The sequence below is a fragment of the Ectopseudomonas composti genome, assembly GCF_001567565.1.
GTDB classification, from domain to species: Bacteria; Pseudomonadota; Gammaproteobacteria; order Pseudomonadales; family Pseudomonadaceae; genus Aquipseudomonas; species Aquipseudomonas composti_A.
The window spans coordinates 135,453-158,650 of record NZ_LSSW01000013.1; the positions used below are offsets into that span (position 1 = coordinate 135,453).

General features: G+C 64.8%; 16 protein-coding genes. 12 read left to right on the top strand and 4 right to left on the bottom strand.

Features of this window, described 5'->3' with window-relative positions; all coding sequences use genetic code 11:
* Positions 1–79 precede the first annotated feature (79 nt).
* Positions 80–955 (bottom strand): helix-turn-helix domain-containing protein, encoded by an 876-nt coding sequence (locus tag PCLY_RS02955; RefSeq protein WP_061237753.1) that lies wholly within the window; start codon positions 953–955, stop codon positions 80–82.
* Between the two features lie 216 nt (positions 956–1,171).
* Here PCLY_RS02955 and bglX point away from each other — a divergent pair, with 216 nt between their 5' ends.
* The 4 genes from bglX (at position 1,172) to PCLY_RS02975 (ending at position 8,522) form a co-directional block, all read left to right on the top strand.
* Positions 1,172–3,466 carry a beta-glucosidase BglX gene (gene bglX, locus PCLY_RS02960; RefSeq protein WP_061237754.1) on the top strand — a complete coding sequence of 765 codons (2,295 nt, stop codon included), beginning with the start codon at positions 1,172–1,174 and terminating at the stop codon, positions 3,464–3,466.
* Positions 3,467–3,725: 259 nt separating this feature from the next.
* Positions 3,726–5,261: a glucan biosynthesis protein G gene (locus PCLY_RS02965; RefSeq protein WP_061237755.1), complete on the top strand. Its 1,536-nt coding sequence runs from the start codon at positions 3,726–3,728 to the stop codon at positions 5,259–5,261.
* The gene (gene mdoH / locus PCLY_RS02970; RefSeq protein ID WP_061237756.1) at positions 5,254–7,794 is read left to right on the top strand and encodes a glucans biosynthesis glucosyltransferase MdoH; all 2,541 of its coding nucleotides are present in this window, start codon (positions 5,254–5,256) and stop codon (positions 7,792–7,794) included. The genes PCLY_RS02965 and mdoH overlap by 8 nt, the downstream gene beginning before the upstream one ends.
* Before the next feature lie 194 nt (positions 7,795–7,988).
* Positions 7,989–8,522 (top strand): cytochrome b, encoded by a 534-nt coding sequence (locus PCLY_RS02975; RefSeq protein ID WP_061237757.1) that lies wholly within the window; start codon positions 7,989–7,991, stop codon positions 8,520–8,522.
* A gap of 280 nt (positions 8,523–8,802) precedes the next feature.
* Here the strand turns inward: PCLY_RS02975 and PCLY_RS02980 are convergent, their stop codons facing one another.
* Positions 8,803–10,719 carry a DEAD/DEAH box helicase gene (locus PCLY_RS02980; protein ID WP_061237758.1) on the bottom strand — a complete coding sequence of 639 codons (1,917 nt, stop codon included), beginning with the start codon at positions 10,717–10,719 and terminating at the stop codon, positions 8,803–8,805.
* 149 nt (positions 10,720–10,868) lie between these two features.
* On the opposite strand from PCLY_RS02980, the gene PCLY_RS02985 reads away from it, so the two are divergent.
* On the top strand, positions 10,869–11,762 hold the full coding sequence (locus tag PCLY_RS02985) for a DMT family transporter (RefSeq protein WP_061237759.1): 894 nt from the start codon (positions 10,869–10,871) through the stop codon (positions 11,760–11,762).
* 37 nt (positions 11,763–11,799) lie between these two features.
* On the opposite strand, the gene mnmC is transcribed toward PCLY_RS02985, so the two are convergent.
* Positions 11,800–13,761 carry a bifunctional tRNA (5-methylaminomethyl-2-thiouridine)(34)-methyltransferase MnmC2/FAD-dependent 5-carboxymethylaminomethyl-2-thiouridine(34) oxidoreductase MnmC1 gene (gene mnmC, locus PCLY_RS02990; protein WP_061237760.1) on the bottom strand — a complete coding sequence of 654 codons (1,962 nt, stop codon included), beginning with the start codon at positions 13,759–13,761 and terminating at the stop codon, positions 11,800–11,802.
* Between the two features lie 145 nt (positions 13,762–13,906).
* Between mnmC and pap the strand changes: the two genes are divergently transcribed.
* The 7 genes from pap to PCLY_RS03025 all read left to right on the top strand — a co-directional run bounded on the left by pap (position 13,907) and on the right by PCLY_RS03025 (position 22,258).
* Entirely contained in the window at positions 13,907–15,394 is a 1,488-nt protein-coding gene (gene pap, locus PCLY_RS02995) for a polyphosphate:AMP phosphotransferase (RefSeq protein WP_061237761.1), read from the top strand.
* 231 nt (positions 15,395–15,625) lie between these two features.
* Positions 15,626–16,813: a thiolase family protein gene (locus PCLY_RS03000; protein ID WP_061237762.1), complete on the top strand. Its 1,188-nt coding sequence runs from the start codon at positions 15,626–15,628 to the stop codon at positions 16,811–16,813.
* A gap of 84 nt (positions 16,814–16,897) precedes the next feature.
* Positions 16,898–17,518 carry a LysE family translocator gene (locus PCLY_RS03005; RefSeq protein WP_061237763.1) on the top strand — a complete coding sequence of 207 codons (621 nt, stop codon included), beginning with the start codon at positions 16,898–16,900 and terminating at the stop codon, positions 17,516–17,518.
* 63 nt (positions 17,519–17,581) lie between these two features.
* Entirely contained in the window at positions 17,582–18,505 is a 924-nt protein-coding gene (locus tag PCLY_RS03010; protein WP_061237764.1) for a LysR family transcriptional regulator, read from the top strand.
* Positions 18,502–19,392, top strand: coding sequence for a LysR family transcriptional regulator (locus PCLY_RS03015; RefSeq protein WP_061237765.1), 891 nt, complete (start codon positions 18,502–18,504; stop codon positions 19,390–19,392). The genes PCLY_RS03010 and PCLY_RS03015 overlap by 4 nt, the downstream gene beginning before the upstream one ends.
* 142 nt (positions 19,393–19,534) lie before the next feature.
* A complete protein-coding gene (locus PCLY_RS03020) occupies positions 19,535–20,161 on the top strand; it encodes a glutathione S-transferase family protein (RefSeq protein WP_061237766.1) in 627 nt (208 codons plus the stop codon).
* A gap of 63 nt (positions 20,162–20,224) precedes the next feature.
* Positions 20,225–22,258, top strand: coding sequence for a pyridoxamine 5'-phosphate oxidase family protein (locus tag PCLY_RS03025; protein WP_061237767.1), 2,034 nt, complete (start codon positions 20,225–20,227; stop codon positions 22,256–22,258).
* A 7-nt stretch (positions 22,259–22,265) separates the two neighbouring features.
* On the opposite strand, the gene PCLY_RS03030 is transcribed toward PCLY_RS03025, so the two are convergent.
* Entirely contained in the window at positions 22,266–23,198 is a 933-nt protein-coding gene (locus tag PCLY_RS03030; RefSeq protein ID WP_061237768.1) for a diguanylate cyclase, read from the bottom strand.

Consider the following 23,198-nt stretch of genomic DNA (forward strand, 5'->3'; position numbering starts at 1 on the left):
CAGATTTTCGCATAGCCGCGTGGGGATTAGCAGGCGTGCAGGGGCGATTGCCGACGTGCAGTCGTGGCCAGGGACGATCTCAGGTCTCGAAGGCTGCCCGGTATTGCCTCGGCGTGGCGCCCAGTGCCTGGCGAAAGCGATTGCTGAAGTGGCTGGCGCTGGCGAATCCGCAGGCCAGCGCCACCTCGCTCAGTGCCGGGTGTGGCTGACGCAGCATCTGACAGGCGCGCGCCAGGCGCCGGGTCAGTACGTAACGATGCGGCGGCAGGCCGAAGCTGGTCTGGAACATGCGCGCGAAGTGATATTCCGACAGGGCGCAGAGCGCCGCCAACTGGCTCAGTGGCAGCGGTGTGTCCAGGTGTTGTTCGATGAAGTCGCGTACGCGTTTGCGCTGCAACGGTGCCAGCCCACCTTTGAGGCGAAGGCCCTGGCGCAGGCCAACCTGGGTCAGCAGCGCATGGTCGAGCATGGTATGGGCCAGGCTGCTGGCCAGCAGGCGTTCGCCGGGCTCCTGCCAGTCGAGGACGCAGAGTTGACGAAAGCGCGCAGATTGCTCGGCGTCTTCGAGAAAGGTCGCTTCCTGCAGTTGCAGGCTGCGTGGCTCGCGGTCGAGCAGGGCCACGGCGCCGAGGGCGAAGCGTTCCTGCTCTATATAAAGATGGGCAAGTTGAATTTCGCCGTTGATGATCCAGGCTGATTGATGTTCGGCCGGCAGGATGCACAGCTTGTCCGGGGCTCCCTTGTTGCCGGGTTGCTCGCGCCGGAAGGTGCCGGTGCCGCCGGCCAGATAGCAGGACAGCGTGTGATGGCTGGGGGCAAGGTAGTCGCGTGCATCATGGGCGTTGCTCCAGCGCGCCACAGCCATGCCATTGCCCAGCTCGGCCATGGCATGCAGCCGCGCGTTAGCCGAGCGACTCATGCTCTGGAAAACCTGCAGATGCTCGAATTGCGCCATCACCTTCTCCTTGATGCCGTCATGCTACGCCAGCCGCCAGGCAAAACCAGTGGTGACGAAAAAAATGCGCAAGTTTGTGTAAGTCAGGGGTCGTACGTTCTGCAACGCCTGGCAATGGTGCCTGGAATTTTTGCGCCAACCTGCGGCGCGGTGAGTGGACTCGGAGTATCGTTGCGGCCACTCAAACAATGATTTTCATCCCGGATGCCGCTATCGATGAAATACCTGCGCCAGTTCGCTCTCGCCTCTGCCTTGATCACTCCCGGCCTGCTGGCTGCGGCTCCTTCGCTCGATGACAAGTCGGCCTTCATCGCCGACCTGGTCAGCCGCATGACCCTGGAAGAAAAGGTCGGCCAGTTGCGCCTGATCAGCATCGGCGGCGACATGCCGCGCGAGCGCATCCGTGAGGAAATGGCCGCCGGGCGCATCGGAGCGACCTTCAACTCGGTGGTGCGCCCGGAAAACCGCCCGATGCAGGAGGCCGCACTGCGTAGCCGCCTGGGTATTCCGGTGTTCTTCGCCTACGACATCATTCACGGCCATCGCACCACGTTCCCCATCGGCCTGGGCTTGGCCTCGAGCTGGGACATCCCGGCCATCGAAAACAGCGCTCGGGTCGCCGCCTTCGAGGCCAGTGCCGATGGCCTGGACATGACCTTCGCGCCGACCGTCGACATTTCCCGCGATCCACGTTGGGGCCGCACCTCCGAAGGGTTCGGCGAAGATCCCTATCTGGTCTCGCGCATCGCCGCCGCCATGGTGCACGGTTACCAGGGCAAAACACCCAGTGATCCGCAGCGCATCATGGCCAGCGTCAAGCACTTCGCCCTGTACGGCGCCGTGGAGGGTGGCCGCGACTACAACGTGGTCGACATGAGCCCGATGCGCATGTATCAGGACTACCTGCCGCCCTATCGCGCCGCCATCGATGCTGGCGCTGGTGGAGTGATGGTGGCGCTGAACGCGATCAATGGCGTGCCGGCGTCGGCCAATACCTGGCTGCTGCGCGACCTGCTTCGCCGCGACTGGGGCTTCAAGGGCGTGGCGCTGAGCGACCACGGTGCGATCACCGAGTTGCTGCGCCATGGCGTGGCCGCCGATGGTCGTGAGGCCGCGCGCCTGGCCATCACCGCAGGCGTCGGCATGAGCATGGCCGACACCCTTTACGATCAGGAGCTTCCGGGCCTGGTGCGCAGCGGCGCGGTGCCACAGAGCGTGCTGGATGAGGCCGTTACCCATGTGCTCAACACCAAGTACGACCTCGGGCTGTTCCATGACCCGTTCCGCCGCATCGGCCGCGCCGAGGACGACCCGGTCGACGTGAACGCCGAAAGCCGTCTGCACCGTGGCGATGCACGGGCCATGGCGCGCGACTCCCTGGTACTGCTGGAAAACCATGGCGACACCCTGCCATTGAGCAAGAAGACCACCGTCGCCTTGATCGGCCCGCTGGCTGATTCACCGGTGGACATGCTCGGCAGCTGGTCGGCAGTTGGGGTGGCCGACCAGGCCGTGACCCTGCGCAAGGGCATGGAGGCGGCGCTCGCAGGGCAGGGCAAGCTGCTCTACGCCGTGGGCGCCAACGTCACCGACGATGCCCATGTGATCAATTACCTCAACCAGCTCAACTGGGACCGCCCGGAGGTCGTGCTGGACAAGCGCACGCCGCAGCAGATGTTGGAGGAGGCTGTGCGCGTCGCCGCCCAGGCAGACGTCATCGTGGCTGCGGTGGGCGAGGCGCGGGGGATGTCCCACGAGTCGTCCAGCCGTACCCGCCTGGATCTGCCGGACAGCCAGCAGGCCCTGCTGCGCGCGCTCAAGGCCACCGGCAAGCCGCTGGTACTGGTGCTGATGAATGGCCGGCCGCTGGCGCTGAGCTGGGAGAAGGAAAACGCCGATGCGATGCTGGAGACCTGGTACAGCGGCATCGAGGGTGGCCATGCCATCGCCGATGTGCTGTTCGGCGAGCACAACCCTTCCGGCAAGCTGCCGATCACCTTCCCGCGCTCGGTCGGGCAGATTCCCACCTACTACAATCACCTGCGTCTGGGCCGCCCCTACACACCGGGCACGCCGGGCAACTACACGTCGCAGTATTTCGAGGAGCCCAATGGCCCGCTGTATCCATTCGGCTATGGTTTGAGCTATAGCGAGTTCCAGTTGTCGGCACCGAAGCTGTCGGCCGAGCGCATGGCGCCGAACGAGAAGATCCGCGTCAGTGTCACGCTTAAGAACGCCGGGACACGGGCAGGGGCGACCGTCGTGCAGCTCTATCTGCATGACGAGGCGGCTTCCGTGATCCGTCCGGTGAAGGAACTCAAGGATTTTCGCAGGGTCAAGCTTGAGGCAGGTGAGGCGCGCGAGCTGAGTTTCGAGATCGACGAAACCATGCTGCGTTTCTACAACGCCAGCCTGCAGCATGTCAGCGAGCCAGGTGCCTTCCGTGTCCAACTGGGGTTGGATTCGGAGAGCGTGCAGGAGGCGCGTTTCGAATTGTTGCCACGCCAGTGAGGGCGTGGCCCTAGGAGGCGAAAATATACTCGCTCAAGCACCTGTGCCGGACTTCACGATCTGGTAATAATGCGCAGAAAGAATCCGCGCATGCGGAGACGTCACCGTTCGGTTGGCTGTCTGCATCGTGCTCGCGCTGTCTTTATACCATTCGCCCGTTTTCAACTCCCTGCAGCGGCCGCCCTTGGGCTGGCCGCTGCCTGTCAGTACGTGTTGCCCTGGAGGCTTTGTGTCGATGAGTCGTTGTTCTGGAGCCCGTATGGGCAAGGCCGGCAAGCTGGCCCTCTGTGTGCTCCCCATGCTGTTCGCTGCCCAGAGCTGGGCATTCGATCTGGATGATGTGGCGGTCAAGGCCAAGGCCCTGGCGGCCGAGAAGTACAGTGCACCGCAGAGCAATCTGCCGGCATCCCTGCGTGACCTGCCGTTCGCCGGCTATCAGAAGGTGCGCTTCCTCGAGGACAAGGCCTACTGGCGCGACGGCAAGACGCCGTTCCAGCTGTACTTCTTCCATCAGGGCATGCATTTCGATCTGCCAGTGAAGATCAACGAAGTGACCGCCGAGGGTACGCACGAAATCAAGTACGACCCGTCGATGTTCGACTTCGGCGACCTCGACCTGAAGCCGGAGGATCTCAAGGATCTCGGTTTCGCTGGCTTCAAGGTGATCAACGAAATCAACGCCAAAGGCACGCACGACGAAGTGATGAGCGTGCTCGGTGCCAGCTACTTCCGCATCGTCGGCAAGGGTCAGGTATTCGGTCTGTCCGCCCGCGGTCTGGCCATCGATACCGCGCTGCCGTCCGGCGAGGAGTTTCCGCGCTTCAGCGAGTTCTGGATCGAGAAGCCGCAACCGGATCGCCGCAGCCTGGTGATCTACGCACTGCTCGAGTCGCCGCGTGCCACCGGTGCCTATCGCATGGAAATCAAGCCGGGCCGCGACAGCGTGCTCGACGTGCAATCGAAGGTGTACCTGCGCGATAACGTCGAGAAGCTCGGTATCGCACCGCTGACCAGCATGTACCTGTTCGGCGCGAACCAGCCCTGGCCGCGTCCCAACTACCGTCCGCAACTGCACGACTCCGATGGCCTGGCCATCCATGCCGGCAACGGTGAATGGATCTGGCGCCCGCTGAACAACCCGCAGCGCCTCAACGTCAGCAGCTACCGCATCGACAATCCGCGTGGTTTCGGTCTGATGCAGCGTGGTCGCGATTTCGCGCAGTACCAGGACCTCGACGATCGCTACGAGCTGCGCCCGAGCGGTTGGGTGGAAACCGTCGGTGATTGGGGCGCCGGTCATGTCGAGCTGGTGGAGATTCCCACGCCGGATGAAACCAACGACAACATCGTCGCTCTGTGGCGCCCGGACCAGCTTCCGGCTCAGGGTGAGTCGCTGGATATCGCGTATCGCCTTCACTTCAGCCGTGATGATGCCAAGCTGCATGATTCAGAACTGGCCATGGTCAGCCAGACCCGTCTGTCCGAGGGTGACATCAAGCAGGCCAACCTGATCCGTCAGGCCGATGGCAGTACTGCGTTGGTGGTCGACTTCGTTGGCGAGGAACTGGCCAAGCGTTCTCCCGATGCGGCGCCTGGTGTGCAGGTCAGCGTCGATGGCAACGCCGAGTTGCTGGAAGACACTCTGCGTTACAACCCGGTGAGCAAGGGCTGGCGTATGACCTTGCGGATCAAGGTCAAGGACCCGGCGCAGCCGGTGGAGATGCGTGCCGCGCTGGTCGAGGATGGCAAGCCATTGTCGGAAACCTGGAGCTATCAGCTGCCTTCCCATGAATAACACCCTAGACACCACACAGATCCAGGAATATCTGGGTGAACTGCCGCTCGATCAGGAGCGGCAGCAGGCCTTGGCCAATCGCCTGGAAGAGGAGGGTGGGGATCTCGCGACCCTGCACCGTGCCCTGCACGAGGACGACCAGGCGGCTGCCGAGCCCCAGGAAGAAACCCGTGAGATGCTCGAATCGGTACCCGCTCGGCTGGCCCTGGGGTGGCCGGATGCATTCGAGCGCGGTTGCCGGATCGTGCCGGATCATCAGGGGCGTCCGACTATCGACTCGACGCCGCCGATCACCCGTACGCGCATGGTGCCCGAGCCCTGGCAGACCAACATCCTGCAACGCGGCTGGCGCCGTCTGAAGGGCGAGAAGCCGGCCCCGCGACCGCGTACGCGCGAGAGCGAGGACTTCGCCGAGGAGCGCTGGCGTCACGTTGCCGCGGTGCGCCGCACTGCGCTGCTTATCTTGATGATCTCGCAGACCGTGGTCGCCACCTGGTACATGAAGTCGGTGCTGCCCTACCAGGGCTGGTCGCTGGTCGATCTGGGCCTGGTGTTCGAGCAGCCCTGGCAGGAGTCGGCGCGGCAGATCCTGCCATATGTGGTGCAGACCAGCATCCTGGCGCTTTTCGCCCTGCTGTTCTGCTGGGTGTCGATGGGCTTCTGGACGGCGCTGATGGGCTTCTTCCAGCTGCTCAAGGGGCGTGATCGTTACAGCATTTCCGCCAGCAGCTGTGGGGACGAGCCGATTTCGCCGCGTGCGCGTACCGCGCTGGTCATGCCGATTGCCAACGAGCACGTGCCGCGTGTATTCGCCGGCCTGCGCGCGACTTTCGAATCGCTCAAGGCCACCGGCCAGCTCGAACACTTCGATTTCTTCGTGCTCAGCGACAGCAACGACCCGGACATCTGCGTGGCCGAACAGCAGGCCTGGATGGAGCTGTGCCGTGAGGTAGAAGGCTTCGGCCATATCTTCTACCGTCGCCGTCGGCGTCGGGTGAAGCGCAAGAGCGGCAACATCGACGACTTCTGCCGGCGCTGGGGCAGCAACTACCGCTACATGGTGGTGCTCGATGCCGACAGCGTGATGAGTGGCGAATGCCTGACTCGCCTGGTGCGCCTGATGGAAGCCAACCCGGGTGCCGGCATCATCCAGACCGCGCCCAAGGCGTCCGGCATGGATACCCTCTATGCGCGTCTGCAACAGTTTGCCACCAGCGTGTACGGGCCGCTGTTCACCGCCGGCCTCAACTTCTGGCAGCTGGGGGAGTCGCACTACTGGGGGCATAACGCGATAATTCGGGTCAAACCCTTCATCGAGCACTGCGCCCTGGCGCCGTTGCCCGGAACGGGCTCGTTCGCCGGCGCGATCCTCTCCCATGACTTCGTCGAAGCCGCGCTGATGCGCCGTGCCGGCTGGGGCGTATGGATCGCCTACGACCTGCCCGGCAGTTACGAAGAGCTGCCGCCGAACCTGCTCGACGAGCTCAAGCGCGACCGCCGCTGGTGTCATGGCAACCTGATGAACTTCCGCCTGTTCCTGGTGCGCGGGATGCATGCGGTGCACCGTGTGGTGTTCCTTACTGGCGTCATGTCCTACCTGTCCGCGCCGCTGTGGCTGCTGTTCCTGGTGCTGTCGACCTGCCTGCTGGCGATCCACACGCTGATGGTGCCGGAGTACTTCCTGCAGCCCAACCAGCTCTACCCCTTGTGGCCGCGCTGGCAGCCGCAGGAAGCGGTGGCGCTGTTCTCGGCGACCATGACACTGCTGTTCCTGCCCAAGCTGCTCAGTGTGTTGCTGATCTGGATCAAGGGCGCCGAAGCCTACGGTGGCCGCACGCGCGTGCTGTTGTCGATGCTCCTGGAGGCGTCCTGCTCGGTGCTGCTGGCGCCGGTGCGCATGCTGTTCCACAGCCTGTTCGTCACCGCCGCCTTCCTGGGTTGGTCGGTGCAGTGGAACTCGCCGCAGCGCGTGGATGATTCCACCCCCTGGAGCGAAGCGTTTCGCCGTCATGGCACCCAGGTCTTGATCGGTATCAGCTGGACCGCACTGGTCGCCTGGCTCAACCCGGACTTCCTCTGGTGGCTGGCGCCTATCGTGGTATCGCTGGTGCTGTCGCCGGCGGTCTCGGTACTGACCAGTCGCACCGCACCGGGCTTGGCTGCGCGGCGCAGCAAGCTGTTCCTGATTCCCGAGGAGCACAAGGTGCCGGTGGAGCTGAGCAACACTTCCGAGTACGAGCAGCTGAACAGCTCGCGCGCACTGAGCAAGGGCTTTTTGCGAGCGGTGGTCGACCCGCTTTACAACGCCCTGGTCTGCGCCATGGCTCGTGCTCGCCACGCCAAGGTGGTGCCGGCGGCCGAAGCGCTGCGCGATGAGCGTATCGATGAAATCCTCGACGCCGGGCCGCAAGGCAAGGTCGAGGCGACTCGCTGGCGTCTGCTCAACGATCCTGACGGCATGGCGCGGCTGCATGCGCGTATCTGGCAGGAAGCGCAATACCATGCCTGGCGCGACGCCCTGCGCGATGCCTGATCATCACTGCCCGCTGCAGCCTCGGGTTGCAGCGGGCAGTGATGCCTTTGTGACATACCCGCTAACATTTGCATGTCCTCCGGCGCTCTGCCGGGCGGCACCATTGCGTCTGGATCGGGTCTTTCCCACGGATAGCGGCTTTCTGCCGCCTGGCCCGATTACCGTTTCGTTCATGACATTGGAGAGGAACCACCATGTCGAATCTGCATGATTGCGCGCAGCGCTACGGCGCAGTTACGCGTTGGCTGCACTGGGGTATGGCCGTTTTGCTGGGTTGGCAATTTTTGACCGTACTGGCGCATACCCTGATGGAAGACAGCGCTCTGGATAAGTTTTTCTGGGGGACGCACAAGGCCACGGGGCTGGTGCTCATGGTGCTGGTGGTGGTGCGCCTGCTCTGGGCGCTGTACAACAGCGGCCGCCGACCTGCGCCAGTAAGCTCGCTCGCGCGCATAGGCCATCTGGCGTTGTATGGTTTGCTGTTCGTGATTCCCTTTATCGCGCTGCTGCGCCAGTACGGCTCGGGGCGTGAGTTCATCGCTTTCGGCATGACCGTCATGCCCGGTTTCAGCGATGACAAGATCGAGTGGATGATCGCCCCGGCCAGCCTGTTGCATGGCAATCTCGGCTGGCTGCTGCTGTTCATGGTGATCGGCCATGCGGCCATGGCTTTCGTCCATCGCCGTCAGGGCGGCGAGGACGTGATGGCGCGCATTATCGGTCGGTGATTCAGCCAGCTATAGCGAATGTCTTACACGCCGTGGCGGTAAGCGCCGCTTTTGCCGAGACTGGCCAGTCATTAATCTACACACATCCCCTGCAGCGACGGAGCGCTGAGGATCAAGGAAGATGACCAGGCCATGAATGGCCACCGACAGGATGTCGGATGGTTGGGAAGAAACCCGCTTAGGCGGGTTTTTTGTTGCCTGCAGAAAAGTGCTTACGCGTTCCTGCCGATGAAGGGCAGCAGAGCCAGCCGCTTGTTCATGGGAGCGCCTGAAGTGCCGATCAGCCTGCAGCTTGCGCGATTGGCCGGCTCGCTGCCAAGCATTGCGTGGCGCCCTGGGCCTTGCGCGTGTACCACAGCACCCGGCTCACGCCGCGGGTGATGGCTACGTAGGCCAGGCGCCGGGCTTCGTCCTGCATGGCCTGGTCGTAGTTGCCGGCGAAGAAGCCGCACTGGGCGTAGAGCGCATTGCGCAGCGGGTGTTTGTCCACGGGCAGGCAGTCGTCGAGGATGATTGCCACCTCGGCCTGCAGGCCCTTGGCGCGGTGGATGGTCATGGTTCTGACCGGCAGTTGTTTGTCGAGCTGTGCGCGCACCTGCTGCAGCGGCTCGTTGCGCCGGCTGAGCAGCAGCACGGCGGTGCGGTCGGCATTGGGGCGCTGGCTGACGTGCTGGCACTGCGCGGTGATTTCCTTGAGCAGCGCCGGCAGGCCGCTGGCCAGGTCGAAGCGCTGGACCAGCCTGACGCCATGGTCGCCCGGTTGCATGGCCTTGGCCGCGACGCAGGTCTTCGCCTGCTTGCTGTGCACCTCGGCCAGCACCTTCTCGCCATCGCGGATCACTGCTTCGATGCTGCGGTAGTTGGTGCTCAGCAGCAGGGTGGCGCTCTTGCCGCGTCCACGGCTGGGGAAGTGCCGGTCGAAATCGATGAACAGTTCCGGCGAGCTGCCGCGCCAGCCGTAGATCGACTGCCAGTCATCGCCGATGGCCATCAGGCTGATGCGCTCACCTGCAGCGTGCAGGCGGCGATGCACGGCCTGCAGCCAGAGCACGATCTGTGGCGAGATGTCCTGAAACTCGTCGATCAGCAGGTGGCTCAGGGCGAGCAGGGCAGGCCCGGGTTTGCCGGCATCGGCACTTTGCAGGCGCTCGCTCAGTTGCGCGAAGGCACCGTTGAAGCTGACCAGGCCCTGACTGTGCAGCAGGGCGGTGAAATGTTCCTGGAAACGCTGCATGGCCTCGATGAAGTCACGCTCGCGGGGCGCGCAGCCGAGCGCCTTCACATCCAGGCGGTCGAGGCGAATGCCCAAGCTCTCGGCGAAATCGATCTGCCCGTGCAGCAACTCAAACAATGGCAGGGCAGTGAACTCGCCGGGCAGCTTGCAGGCATCCAGCGGCGCCCGGGGTTTGCCCTTTGGTGGCTCTTCCGGGGCCGGTGAGCCAAGCAGGCGGTGAGTCAGGGCGCGAAAGCGCGCATCGGCAGCGTAGGCGTTCTGGTAGGCCTGCTTGAGCAGGCGTTGTTGCGCGGGGCGCAGGCGAGCGCCAGCGAGCGGGTTGTCCGGCTCGTCGCTGGGGTCGTCCAGTTGTTCGAACCAGCGCGGGTTGCCCAGGCGCTCCTTGGCCAGTGCGGCCATCGCAGCGTGGAAGGTGCGTACGCACTGGCGCGCATCGTGCGGGTAGTGCCAGAAGCCCAGCAGGTGTTGCAGGCGTTCGCGCAGCTCGCTGCACGAGGCGTTGGTAAAGGAGATCACCGTCAGCCGCTTTGGGTCGACGTCCAGGTGACAAAGCAGGAACACCACGCGCAGCACCAGGGTGCTCGACTTGCCCGAGCCGGCGCCGGCGAAGATGCGCGCCAGCGGGGCGCGGCAGAGGATCATCGCCCACTGTTCGTCCGACGGTGCGCCGATCAGACCGGCGCTCACCGCCTGGGCCACGCGTTCGCGCATGGCCTGCACCTGGGCGTCTTCGATCTTCAGTCGGGTCGCGGGGTAGATACCAGCAGGGCCAGGTTTGCTCTTGGCCGATTTGCTGGCGGTCGCTTTCTTGCTGCCGGTGGATTTCTTCTTGCTCTGCTTGCGTGCGGGTTTGCGCGGCTGCGCGGCTTCGCGCTCGGCGCGCAGGTAGGCGGTGGTGCGGGGGAAGTAACGGGCGAGGGTGCTGGACAGCAGTTGTTTGTAGTGCGCGACGGCAGAAAGCATGCGGTGATGATGACCTGGCTGGCAAAGCCGGAATGATAAGCCCTGGGGCGCGATGGCAGGCAACGGTGGCGCTTCGATAAATGCGCAACTTTGTGCAAGCGCGAGATGTGCGCGGGTTCCAGACTGTGATCAGTCTTGGGAGATAGCCGATGAACCTGTCGCTTTACCTGCTTACCGTACTGATCTGGGGCACCACCTGGATCGCCATCAAACTGCAAATGGGCGAGGTGGCCGTCGCCGCCTCCATCGCCTATCGCTTCGCGCTGGCCTCACTGGTGCTGTTCGCCATGCTCTGGTTCAGCGGCCGCCTGCAGCCGCTGGATCGCCGTGGCCAGGGCATCTGCCTGATACAGGGGCTCTGTCTGTTCTGCCTCAACTTCCTGTGTTTTTACACCGCCAGCCAGTGGATCCCCAGTGGCCTGATCGCGGTGATCTTCTCCACGGCTACCCTGTGGAATGCGATCAATGCGCGGCTGTTCTTCAAGCAGCGCATTGCCGCCAATGTGCTGCTCGGTGGCGCACTGGGGCTGGGCGGTCTGGGCCTGCTGTTCTGGCCGGAACTGGCCGGCCACGAGGCCAGCCGTGAAAGCCTGCTGGGCATCGGTCTGGCGCTGTGCGGCACGTTGTTCTTCTCGGCCGGCAACATGCTCTCCAGCCTGCAACAGAAGGCCGGGCTCAAGCCGTTGACCACCAACGCCTGGGGCATGCTCTATGGTGCGCTGGTGCTGGTGGGCATCTGCCTGGTCAGTGGCACGCCGTTCGCCTTCGAGTGGAATGTGCGCTATGTCGGCTCGCTGCTGTACCTGGCGATTCCCGGCTCGGTGATCGGCTTCACCGCCTACCTGACCCTGGTCGGGCGCATGGGCCCGGAGCGCGCCGCCTACTGCACGGTGCTGTTCCCGGTGGTGGCGTTGAACATCTCGGTGTTCGCCGAGGGCTATCAGTGGACGGCCCCGGCACTGCTCGGCCTGGGGCTGGTGATGCTGGGCAACGTGCTGGTGTTTCGCAAGCCCAAGCCGGTGCTTACTGAGGCCAGGGCTTGATGGCTGGGTCGGTTCGGTGCGCACGGCGCACCGTCGATCAACTCCCGCGAATCAGCGTGCGCAGCATAAAGCGATTGGGGTGGCTGGCTTCGGCTACGTCACGCGGCACTGGCAGCGGTTCTTCATCCAGCCAGGCGGCGATCAGTTCGCCTGACAGTGGCGCGGTGATCAAACCGCGTGAGCCGTGGCCGCTGTTGATATACAGACCGTTCAGCCAGGGGCAGGGCGTTTCTGGCACCTGGCGGGCGTCCTTGGCCAGCACGGCATAGGCTTCGTTGAAGGCCTGGTCAGCGGCCAGCGGGCCTACCAATGGCAGGTAGTCGGGGCTGGTGCAGCGAAAGGCGGCGCGGCCTTGCAGTGTTGCTGGATCGAGCGTCTGGGCATCCAGTCGCTTGGCCAGATCGAGGGAAATCTCCCGCAGCAGTTCCAGATTGCCGGCATGCTCGGCCACGCTCGGCGTCAGATCATCGCTGTGGAAGTCGAAGCTGGCGCCCAGGGTGTGCTCCTCATCCCGTGCTGGGGCGACGTAACCTTCGGCGCAGACCACGGTGCGCAGACCACGGCTCGCTTCGCTGGCCGGCAGGCGGCTGATCTGCCCGCGAATGCGCTTGAGCGGCAGGTTCGCCTCCGGCAGCAGGCAGCTGATCTCGGCGGCGCAGGCCAGCACCAGCACGGGCGCCTCTGCCAGCACGCCGCGCTCTCCTTCGACGCACCAGCGATCATTCTGCCGGCTCAGACTCAGCGCCTCCTGATAGGGCCGCAGCTCGATCAACGGGTGTTGCAGCAGTTGCCGGCATAGCGCCGGTGGATGCACCCAGCCGGCATCCGGGTAGAACAGGCCGCCGGCCGCCAGGCCGATGCCGGCGCGATCCTCGGCCTCACCCTTTGTCAGCGTATGCAGCAGATCATTGGGGAAGGCAGCGGCCAGCTTGCTTTGGCGCTCGGCTTCCTTGGTATCGAAGGCCAGTTGCAGCACACCGCAGGCATCCCAGTCCTGGCCACGTTGCAGGCGTTCGAGCTGGCGACGGGTATGGCCGAAGCCGGCGACGATCAGTCGCGACAGTGCCGTGCCGTGGGCCGAGAGTTTCAGGTAGAGCACGCCCTGCGGATTGCCCGATGCCTCGCGGGCGATGTCGTCGTGACGCTCCAGCAGGGTCACCCGCCAGCCGCGTGCGGCCAGGCTGGCGGCGCTGGCGCAACCGGCCAGGCCGGCGCCGATGACCACGGCATGGCGTTCGCCAGGCGGCAATACCGGGCGGGCGAACCAGGGCGCCGGGCGCTGCACCTGCTGCGCCTGGAACGGGCCGGCGAGCATCTCGCGCTTGTGGCCGAAGCCCTTGACCCGTACCACGGCAAAGCCTGCGGCAATCAGGCCACGGCGGACGAAACCGGCACTGGTAAAGGTGGCCAGCGTGGCGCCTTGAGCCGATAGGCGCGCCAGCTCGGTGAACAGGGCGTCCGTCCACATTTCCGGGTTCTTCGATGGGGCGAAGCCATCGAGAAACCAGGCGTCGACCTTGGCATCCAGTTGCGGCAGGCATTCGAGCACATCGCCGATCATCAGCGTCAGCACCACGCGGCCGCCGTCGAGCAGCAGGCGCTGGAAGCCGGGATGCATGGCGCGATACTGCGCCAGCAGTTGCTCGGCGTAAGGCGCCAGCTCCGACCACAGGGCCAGGGCGCGCTGCAGATCGGCCTGGGTCAGGGGGAATTTCTCCACGCTGACGAAGTGCAGTCGCGCGTCACTCGGGGCGTGCTCGGCGAAGGCCTGCCAGGCGCAGAGAAAGTTGAGCCCGGTGCCGAAACCGGTTTCGCCGATCACCAGTCGTCCGCCCGCTGGCAGGGCCTGGCAGCGCTCGATGATGTGGTTGTGGGCGAGGAACACGTGACGGGTTTCCTCCAGGCCGTTGGCGCGGGAGAAGTACACGTCGCCATAGCTGCGCGACAGTGGCTGGCCGTGTTCGTCCCAGTCGAGCTGGGCATTGTGCAGATCGGGCATGACGGAGTTCCGGGCAGAGCAGGCGGCGATTCTAACCGCTGCGCACGCCGTTTACCCGGCGCAGGTCAATCGGCATGGCGTGTCCCTAGGGCAAAGTCGCAGCTGATCCGTTACGCTCTAGCGATCATTCCAGGGAGGTCACTGCATGTTCGAATCCGCCGAAATCGGCCGCACCATCGACAAGGCCACGTTCGAGGCCGAGGAACCGGCGCTACGCGAGGCGTTGCTGGAGGCGCAGTACGAGCTCAAGCAGCAGGCACGCTTTCCGGTGATCGTGCTGATCAACGGCGTCGAGGGGGCTGGCAAGGGCGAGACGGTGAAGCTGCTCAACGAGTGGATGGATCCGCGGCTGATCCAGGTCAGCACCTTCGATATACAGACCGATGAAGAGCTGGCGCGGCCGCCGGCCTGGCGCTACTGGCGACAGTTGCCGCCGAAAGGGCGCATGGGCGTGTTCTTCGGCAACTGGTACAGCCAGATGCTGCAGGGCCGGGTGCATGGCGAGTTCAAGGACGCGGTGCTGGATCAGTCCATCGACGGTGCCGAACGCCTGGAACGCATGCTCTGCGACGAGGGCGCGCTGATCTTCAAGTTCTGGTTTCACCTGTCCAAGAAGCACATGAAGGCGCGCCTGGAGGCGCTCAAGGAAGACCCGCTGCACAGCTGGCGCATCAGCCCGCTGGACTGGCAGCAATCGAAGACCTACGACAAGTTCGTGCGCCACGGCGAGCGCATCCTGCGCCGCACCAGCCGCGACTACGCGCCCTGGTACGTGGTCGAGGGCGTCGATCACTACTACCGCAGCCTTACCGTCGGGCGCATCCTGCTCGAAGGTCTGCAGGCGGCGCTGGCCAATCCGCAGCGATCGAAGCTGCAGCCACATTCGGCGCCACTGGTCTCGAGCCTGGACAATCGCGGCCTGCTGGCCAGTCTGGACATGACCCAGACCCTGGACAAGGACGACTACAAGGAGCAACTGGCCACCGAGCAGGCGCGCCTGTCCGGCCTGATGCGTGACAAGCGCATGCGCAAGCACGCGCTGATCGCGGCGTTCGAAGGCAACGATGCCGCCGGCAAGGGCGGCGCCATCCGCCGCGTCACTGGCGCGCTGGATCCGCGTCAGTACCGCATCGTGCCAGTGGCGGCGCCGACCGAGGAGGAACGCGCCCAGCCCTATCTGTGGCGTTTCTGGCGGCATATCCCGGCGCGTGGGCACTTCACCATCTTCGACCGCAGCTGGTACGGCCGTGTGCTGGTGGAGCGGGTCGAGGGCTTCTGCAGCCAGGCCGACTGGCTACGCGCCTATGGCGAGATCAACGACTTCGAGGAAGAGCTGACCAACGCCGGGGTGATCCTGGTGAAGTTCTGGCTGGCCATCGATCAGCAGACGCAACTGGAGCGCTTCAAGGAGCGCGAGCAGATCCCGTTCAAGCGCTTCAAGATCACCGAAGAGGACTGGCGCAACCGCGACAAGTGGGACGACTACGCCGATGCGGTGGGCGACATGGTCGACCGCACCAGCACCGAGATCGCGCCCTGGACGCTGATCGAGGCCAACGACAAGCGCTTCGCCCGGGTCAAGGTGTTGCGCACCATCAACGAGGCCATCGAGGCGGCGTTCGCCAGGGATTGAAGCGTTAATCGCGGCTGAAGCGGAATGCCGCCCAGCCGCTCCTACGGTATTTACTGCAATGTAGGAGCGGCTTCAGCCGCGATGCTTTTGTGTCCTTCCCGAGGGTCACGGGTTGCATCCGGGCTACGCGCTGGCATCGACCCGTATACGCCTGATCAATGATGGTCGCGCTCAGGGATCGGCTGGATTTATCTTCACGTCATTCGCCATCCAATAACAACGAGGTGCGTCATGCGTGAAGTGGTGATCGTCGACAGCGTACGGACTGGCCTGGCCAAGTCCTTCCGCGGCAAGTTCAATATGACCCGGCCGGATGACATGGCCGCCCATTGCGTCGATGCGCTGCTGGTGCGCAACGGTATCGACCCGAAGCTGGTCGATGACTGCATCGTCGGTGCCGGCTCCAACGAGGGCGCGCAGGGCATGAACATCGGCCGCAACGTCGCCGTGCTCTCGCGCCTGGGCAACCCGGTGGCGGGCATGACCCTCAACCGCTTCTGCTCCTCGGGCCTGCAGGCCATCGCCATCGCTGCCAACCAGGTGGCCTCCGGCTGCAGCGAGATCATCGTCGCCGGCGGCGTCGAGTCCATCACCATGACCCTGAAAAGCATGAACATGGACAACCTGTTCAACCCGCTGCTGCAGCAGGAAAACCCCGGCATCTACTACCCCATGGGCAAGACCGCCGAGATCGTCGCCAACCGCTATGGCATCAGCCGCGAGGCGCAGGACGCCTATGCCCTGCAGAGCCAGCAGCGCACCGCGCGGGCTCAGGCCGAAGGTCTGTTCGCTGACGAAATCGTGCCGATGACGGTGAAGTATCAGGTCGAAGACAAGGCCACTGGCGAGAAGAAGATCGTCGACGGCGTGGTCGAGGCCGATGACTGCAACCGCCCGGACACCACCCTGGAGTCCCTGGCCAAACTGCAACCGGCGTTCGACCCGGCCGGTAGCGTGACGGCCGGCAACGCCTCGCAGCTGTCCGATGGTGCTTCCATGACCCTGGTGATGAGCCTGGAAAAAGCGCTGGAACTGGGCCTGACACCCAAGGCCTATTTCCGTGGCTTCACCGTGGCCGGTTGCGAGCCGGACGAAATGGGCATCGGCCCGGTGTTCTCGGTGCCCAAGCTACTCAAGGCCAAGGGCCTGAACGTGGCCGACATCGACCTGTGGGAGCTCAACGAGGCCTTTGCCTCGCAGTGCCTGTACTGCCGCGACACGCTCGGGATCGACAACGAGAAATACAACCTCAACGGCGGCTCGATCTCCATCGGCCATCCCTTCGGCATGACCGGTTCGCGTCAGGTTGGCCACCTGGTGCGTGAGCTGCAGCGTCGTGAAATGCGCTACGGCATCGTCACCATGTGCGTGGGTGGCGGCATGGGCGCCAGCGGCCTGTTCGAGGCCTATCGCGGCTAAACGACGTAGGCATCGCTGGCCCCACCACGGCCAGCGATGCGCTGTTTATACTCGCGCTCTGCCCAACGCACGGAGCGCCCGCCGATGCCCTTTGCCGAACACCTGATCGCCTTCACTCTGGCGGCCACCTTGCTGACCCTGACGCCCGGGATCGACACGGCGCTGGTGCTGCGTACCGCTGCGGTGGAGGGCAGGCAGCAGGCGCTGCGCGCCGCCCTCGGCATCAACGCTGGCTGCCTGCTCTGGGGCGCGGCGGTGGCCTTCGGCCTCGGCGCGCTGCTGGCGGTTTCCGAATTCGGCTACAACCTCCTCAAGTATTGCGGCGCGGCTTACCTGGCCTGGCTCGGGCTGAACATGTTGCTGCGCCCGCGTAGATCACTGGCGCCTGTGCAAGCGGGCGGCACGCCCGGCGCCAACTGGTTTCTGCGTGGTCTGCTGGGCAATGTGCTCAACCCCAAGGTGGGGATCTTCTACGTTTCCTTCCTGCCCCAGTTCATTCCGCAGGGGCAACCGCTGGTGCTCTGGACATTCGCCCTGGTGGGCATTCACGTGGCGCTCAGCCTGGTCTGGGCACTGCTGCTGATTGGTGCGACCCGACCGCTCGGCCGCTGGTTGCGGCGCGAGAAGGTGGTCAGCTGGATGGATCGCAGCACCGGGCTGATCTTCGTCCTGTTCGCTGCGCGCCTGGCACTCAGCCGGCGCTGAAGCCTGGCGTCGTTTCGGCTTGGGTTACTCTGTGCCGATGCAACGGGCTAACAGGCGGTGACGATGGATCGGTTTCAGGAAATGAGGGTGCTGCTGGCGGTGACCGAAGCCGAGAGCTTTGCTGGCGGCGCCAAGCTGCTGGGCATTTCGCCGCCCAGCGTGACCCGCGCCGTCGCCGCGCTGGAGGCGCGTCTCGGCACGCTGTTGCTGGCGCGCAATACCCGCAGCCTGCGTCTGACCGAGGCCGGCCAGCGCTATGTCGAGGACTGCCGGCGCATCCTGCTGGAGCTGGAAGAGGCCGAAGAGCTGGCTGCCGGTGGCAGCGTACGCCCACGTGGCCGGCTGACGGTGACGGCGCCGCTGATGTTCGGCGAGCTGTTCCTGATCCCGCGCATCGCCCAGTACCTCGATGCCCACCCCGACGTGGAGATCAATGCGCTGCTGGTCGACCGCGTGGTGAACATGATGGAGGAGGGCATCGACGTTGCCGTGCGCATCGGCTCGTTGCCCGAGGGCGATCACCCGGCCTTGCAGGTCGGCCAGGTCCGCCAGGTGCTGTGTGCTGCTCCGGCGTATCTCGATCGCGTCGGCCGGCCGAGTCACCCGGATGAGCTGCGTGACGCACCGATCGTCCTGTCCAACGCCAGCAGCCTGCTTTCGCACTGGCAATTCATCGGTACGGACGGCCCGTTCGGTTTCGTGCCGCAGCCGCGCTTCACCGTCAGCTCCAACCAGGCGGCGATCAGCGTTGCGCGCCTGGGCTGGGGCTATACCCGCGTACTGTCCTACCAGGTGGCCGCGGCGGTGGCGCGCGGCGAGATCGAGCTGGTACTGGAGGCGTTCGAGCCGCCGGCCCTGCCGGTGCACATCATCCATCAGGGCGGCCGCCAGGTTTCGGCCAAGGTGCGCACCTTCGTCGACCACTGTGCTGCCAGCTTTCGCGCCGATCCGGCGCTGCGTGCAGCTGGCGCAGCGCCCGCCGCATGAGCCCCTATCGCGAAATGCAGGTGCTGCTTGCCGTGGCTCAGGCGGGCAGCCTGGCAGCCGCCGCCAGGGCGCTGCAACTGTCACAAGCCACGGTGATGCGTACCGTCGCTGCGCTGGAGCAGCGTCTGGACTGTACCCTGCTGCTACGCGGGCCGCGTGGCGTGAGTTTGAGCGGCGCGGGTGCGACTTTCGCCGAAAGCTGCGAGCGCATTCTGCAGCGGGTCGAGCAGGCCGAGCAGTCGGTAATGGGCTTGCACGCCAGCCCTGTCGGCCAGCTCAACCTGGCCCTGCCGTTGTTGATGACGCATCAGGTGCTGACCCCCATCGCCGTCGACTACCTGGCGGCGTTTCCCGAGGTGAGCCTGGCTACCCTGGCGCGAGACGAGTCGCCCAGGTTGCTGGAGGAGGGCATCGACCTGGCTGTGGTAGTCGGCCACCTGCCCAGTTCATCCGGTTTCGCCGTGCCGCTGGGATGGGCGCGGCCGCTGGTGTGTGCGGCACCGGTCTACCTGGAGCGCTGGGGTTGGCCCACCACCCCGCAGGCCTTGCAGGTGCACCGCACCATCGGCTGCTCGTCGACCGGTCATGCCGGGGAATGGCGTTTTGCGGACACTGTGGTGAAGCTCACGCCGCGATTGACCTGCAGCACGCCGCAGGCCGCGATCCGCGCGGCACTCGCCGGTTTTGGCGTGACCCGCTGTCTGAGCTACGAGGCCTATCAGGAGTTGCAGAGTGGGCAGTTGCTGGCGGTATTGGAGAACTTCGCCGCAGCTCCCGTGCCGGTACAGTTGTACTACCGCGAAGGGCGCCGGGCGGCGGCACGGATACGCAGCTTTCTCGACTTTGCCGTGCCACGACTGCGTGCCCATCCGGCGTTTCAGGCTTGAAGTTAGAGAGTTGCAGAAAGTGAAATAGTGGATTGTTATTTGTGGTGATTCTTATCGAGAGTGGATGGGTTGAACATGGCCCCATCGTCGCGAAGACCAGCCGTCTCGCGGTGACCAACCCCACTTTCAAGGAGTCATCGCCATGTCCCGTCCCGCCATCAAGCTGTACAACTTTCCCCGTTCCGGCCACGCCCACCGTGCCGAGCTGATGCTCTCGCTGCTGCAGTTGCCCGCCGAGCTGATCTTCGTCGATCTGGCCAAGGGCGAGCACAAGACGCCGGAGTTCCTGGCCCTCAACCCCTTCGGTCAGGTGCCGGTGATCGATGATGGCGGCATCATCGTCAGCGACTCCAACGCCATCCTCGTCTATCTGGCCAAGCGCTACGGCAATGACGAATGGCTGCCGCAGGAGCCGGCCGCGGCGGCGCGCGTACAGCGCTGGTTGTCGGTGGCCGCCGGTCCAGTGGCTTTCGGCCCTGCCGCCGCGCGTCTGGTCACCGTGTTCGGCGCCTCGTTCAACACCGAGGAAGTGATCAACCGCGCCCATACGCTGTTCACCGTGATGGAAGGTGAGTTGAGCGACACCCCGTTCCTCACCGGCGCCAAGCCAAGCATCGCCGACGTCGCCAACTACTCCTACATCGCCCATGCGCCGGAGGGCAATGTCGCGCTGGAACCCTATCCGAACATCCGCGCCTGGCTGGCGCGCATCGAAGCCCTGCCGGGTTTCGTGCCGATGCCGCGTACTGCAGCCGGTCTGCAGGCCTGATCCCACAGGTGTCCTACAGCCGCTGCCGGGTACACCGGCCACACCTCGGAAGGAGGGCGCAGCATGCAACAGCTTCCCAGCCATCGGCAGTCGCCCTGGCACGCCGGTGAGAAACAACTGCAGGCAAAGGTCGGTGTCGCCGAACGCATGGACGTGCTTGGGCAGAAGGTGATCCGCGACTACATGCCGGATCAGCATCGCGCGTTCTATCAGCAACTGCCGTTCATGATCGCCGGCGCCGTGGATGCTGCCGGCCAGCCCTGGGCCACCCTGATCGAGGGCGAGGAAGGTTTCGTCACCTCGCCCGATCCGCGCCTGCTGTCGTTCGACCTCGCTGCCATGGCGCTCGATCCGCTCGACCCGGCGTCGTCCGGCCTGGGCGCTGGCGAGGCCATCGGCCTGCTCGGCATCGAGTTGCATACGCGGCGGCGCAATCGCATCAACGGGCAGATCCGCCAGGCGTCGGCGCAGCGCCTGGACATCGCCGTGGAGCACTCCTTCGGCAACTGCCCGCAATATATCCAGCTGCGCCAGTACCGCCGCGTGAAGGAACGTGGTGCCGAGCGCATCGAGGCGGCCGAGCTGGATGCACGCAGCGCCGAGATGATCCGCGGCGTCGACACCTTCTTCGTCGCCAGTTACGTCGAGCACGACGATGGCCTGCGCTCAGTGGACGTTTCCCACCGCGGCGGGCGCGCCGGCTTCGTGCGGGTGGAGGGCAACCGCCTGACCATTCCCGATTACGCCGGCAACCTGTTCTTCAACACCCTGGGTAATCTCAGCGTCAACCCGCGCGCGGGCCTGCTGTTCGTCGACTTCACCTCGGGTGACGTGCTGCAACTGGCCGGGCGCGCCGAAATCATCCTCGACAGCCCGCTGATCAAGGCCTTCGAAGGCGCCGAGCGGCTGTGGACCTTCGACGTCGAGCAGGTGGTGCTGCGCCCGGCGGCCGCCTCGCTACGCTGGACTTTCGAGGAATATGCGCCGACCAGCCTGATGACCGGCACCTGGGCGCAAACCGAAGCGCGCCTGCGCGAACGCGAGCAGCGCAATCAGTGGCAGCGCTGGCGCGTGCAGAGCCTGCAGCAGGAAAGCGCCGATATCCGCTCGTTGGTGCTGGCGCCGGAGCAGGGCGCCGCGCCACTTTTCGCTGCTGGTCAGCACCTGCCCATTCGCATCACCACCGCCACCGGCGACACCCTGCTGCGTACCTACAGCCTGTCCAGCGCGCCGTCGGACGGTCACCTGCGCATCAGCGTCAAAGCCCAGGGCGTGGTCTCGCGGCACCTGCACGAACAGCTTCAGGTCGGCGCAGTGCTGGAGGTCCGCGCGCCGCTGGGCAGCTTCACCCTGAACAGCGACTCCCTCCGGCCGTTGGTGCTGATCGGTGCCGGTGTCGGTATCACACCGTTGCTGTCGATGCTGCGTGAACAGGTGGCGCTGGGGCGGGGCAGGCGAATCCATTTCTTTCAGGGCGCGCGGACGCTGCGTGACCTGCCATTCCAGGCCGAATTGCGCGAGCTGGTGCAACGTGCCGGTGGCCTGTTGCAGGTTCACCGTGCTCTCAGTGCACCGGAGCAGGACGCGCTACTCGGGCGTGACTACGAGCAGCACGGGCGCATCGATCTGGTGCAGATCAAGGCGGCGCTGGCGTTCGATGATTACGATTTCTACCTGTGCGGCCCGGCCGCCTTTACCCAGGCGCTCTACGATGGCCTGCGCGATCTGAACGTCGCCGATGCGCGCATTCATGCCGAGGCGTTCGGCCCCTCGACACTGACGCGTCGCACCGATGGCCAGAGCGTGCCCCTGGTGCAGCCGCCGGCGGCGAGCGAGCCGGTGCCGGTGTACTTCACCGCCTCGGCCAAGGAGGCGTGCTGGACGCCGGATGCTGGCAGCCTGCTGGAGCTGGCCGAGCGTCGCGGGCTGACGCCTGAGTTCAGTTGTCGTGGCGGTTCCTGCGGGACTTGCAAGACGCGTCTGGTCAGTGGCCAGGTGCACTACCCCAATCCGCCCGCCGAGCTGCCGGACGATGGTGGTGTGCTGATCTGCTGCGCGGTGCCGGCAGCGGGTGAGCCCTTGCAGCTGGATCTATAGTCTGGCTTCAGGTCGCGTAGGTCTCGATGCAAGTACGGTTACGCCCTTCGCTCTTGGCCCGGTAGAGCTGTTCATCGGCCCAGTGCAGATGCTGCTCCAGGCTCGCCGTCGAGGACGGTAGTCGGGTCGCGGCGCCGATGGACAGGCTGACCCTGTTCGATACGTCGGAGGCGTTGTGTTCGATATCGAGTTGCGCGATCAAGTCCTGCAACTGCTCGGCTACCTTCAAGGCGCCGGCTTCGTCGGCATCCGGCAGCAGGACGGCGAACTCCTCGCCGCCAAAGCGTGCCACCAGGTCATGAGGGCGGCGCACGTTGGCATGCAGGGTCTGGGCGACCTCGCGCAGACACTGGTCGCCACGCAGGTGGCCGTAGAGGTCGTTGTACTTCTTGAAATAGTCGACATCGATCATCAAGAGCGACAGCGGGCGCTGCTCGCGCAGGGCATGTGCCCGGCTCGACTGGAAACGTTCGTCGAAGCTGCGGCGATTGGGAATGCCGGTCAGGCCATCGAGCATGGCCATTTCACGCAGCACATCGCTCTGCAGTTTCAGTTTGAGGTGATTTATCACCCGGGCACGCACCACTACTGCGCTGAAGGGTTTGCGGATGTAGTCCACTGCGCCCAGCTCGAAGCCGGCCGTTTCGTCATCGTCATGGCTTTTGCCGGTGACGAATATCACCGGAATCTCGCGGGTCTCGGGATCGGCCTTGAGGCGTCGGCAGACTTCGTGACCATCGATGTCCGACATTATCACGTCGAGCAGTATCAGGTCCGGCTGCAGCTCGCGGCTCATCGACAGAGCCTGTTCGCCATGGGTTGCCATGAAGACGTCGCATTCCGCGCGAAAGAGCTCGTGCAGAATGCGGATATTCAGCGGTTGGTCATCGACGATCAGCAGTTTTGGGCGTCCGTGCAGGTAGGGTCTAAGGCGCTCCAA

Excerpts from the sequence above, each read along its gene's own strand:
- PCLY_RS02955 (WP_061237753.1), bottom strand. The coding sequence starts at position 955 with ATGGCGCAATTCGAGCATCTGCAGGTTTTCCAGAGCATGAGTCGCTCG.
- bglX (WP_061237754.1), top strand. The coding sequence starts at position 1,172 with ATGAAATACCTGCGCCAGTTCGCTCTCGCCTCTGCCTTGATCACTCCC.
- PCLY_RS02965 (WP_061237755.1), top strand. The coding sequence starts at position 3,726 with ATGGGCAAGGCCGGCAAGCTGGCCCTCTGTGTGCTCCCCATGCTGTTC.
- mdoH (WP_061237756.1), top strand. The coding sequence starts at position 5,254 with ATGAATAACACCCTAGACACCACACAGATCCAGGAATATCTGGGTGAA.
- PCLY_RS02975 (WP_061237757.1), top strand. The coding sequence starts at position 7,989 with ATGTCGAATCTGCATGATTGCGCGCAGCGCTACGGCGCAGTTACGCGT.
- PCLY_RS02980 (WP_061237758.1), bottom strand. The coding sequence starts at position 10,719 with ATGCTTTCTGCCGTCGCGCACTACAAACAACTGCTGTCCAGCACCCTC.
- PCLY_RS02985 (WP_061237759.1), top strand. The coding sequence starts at position 10,869 with ATGAACCTGTCGCTTTACCTGCTTACCGTACTGATCTGGGGCACCACC.
- mnmC (WP_061237760.1), bottom strand. The coding sequence starts at position 13,761 with ATGCCCGATCTGCACAATGCCCAGCTCGACTGGGACGAACACGGCCAG.
- pap (WP_061237761.1), top strand. The coding sequence starts at position 13,907 with ATGTTCGAATCCGCCGAAATCGGCCGCACCATCGACAAGGCCACGTTC.
- PCLY_RS03000 (WP_061237762.1), top strand. The coding sequence starts at position 15,626 with ATGCGTGAAGTGGTGATCGTCGACAGCGTACGGACTGGCCTGGCCAAG.
- PCLY_RS03005 (WP_061237763.1), top strand. The coding sequence starts at position 16,898 with ATGCCCTTTGCCGAACACCTGATCGCCTTCACTCTGGCGGCCACCTTG.
- PCLY_RS03010 (WP_061237764.1), top strand. The coding sequence starts at position 17,582 with ATGGATCGGTTTCAGGAAATGAGGGTGCTGCTGGCGGTGACCGAAGCC.
- PCLY_RS03015 (WP_061237765.1), top strand. The coding sequence starts at position 18,502 with ATGAGCCCCTATCGCGAAATGCAGGTGCTGCTTGCCGTGGCTCAGGCG.
- PCLY_RS03020 (WP_061237766.1), top strand. The coding sequence starts at position 19,535 with ATGTCCCGTCCCGCCATCAAGCTGTACAACTTTCCCCGTTCCGGCCAC.
- PCLY_RS03025 (WP_061237767.1), top strand. The coding sequence starts at position 20,225 with ATGCAACAGCTTCCCAGCCATCGGCAGTCGCCCTGGCACGCCGGTGAG.